This window comes from Arthrobacter pascens (assembly GCF_017052465.1).
Classification (GTDB): Bacteria; Actinomycetota; Actinomycetes; order Actinomycetales; family Micrococcaceae; genus Arthrobacter; species Arthrobacter pascens.
The window spans coordinates 1-315 of the sequence record NZ_JAFHKT010000020.1; the positions used below are offsets into that span (position 1 = coordinate 1).

At 74.6% G+C, this 315-nt stretch carries 1 pseudogene; it reads right to left on the minus strand.

The annotated features are described in order from the left end of the window. Nucleotides 1-315 (minus strand): annotated as a pseudogene (locus JYA52_RS00090) (hypothetical protein); the annotation flags it as partial.

Below are 315 nucleotides of genomic sequence, written 5' to 3' on the forward strand. Positions count from 1 at the left end.
CGCCGCCGGTTGTCCGTGCACCATCCTGCTGGCCCTGGCCCTGGCCCTGGCCGTGGCCCTGTGGCTGGGTGAGCGCGTCGCGGGCCCAGCCCGCCGGGACCACGCCGTAGCCGGGGATCCGTGCCGGCTCTGAGTCGCCCGGGCCGAGGGTGCGGTCGGTCATGATGAGCTGGAGCTCGATGCCGGTGATCCCTCCGGGGGTGCCGGTGGTCCATTCGACCAGGTCATCGGCCATGATCTGCCCGCGGGCGCGTTCATCCCCGCCGGAGCGCAGGGTGTCCGCATGCCGGGTCAGGGCCGCGTGCACGGCGACGC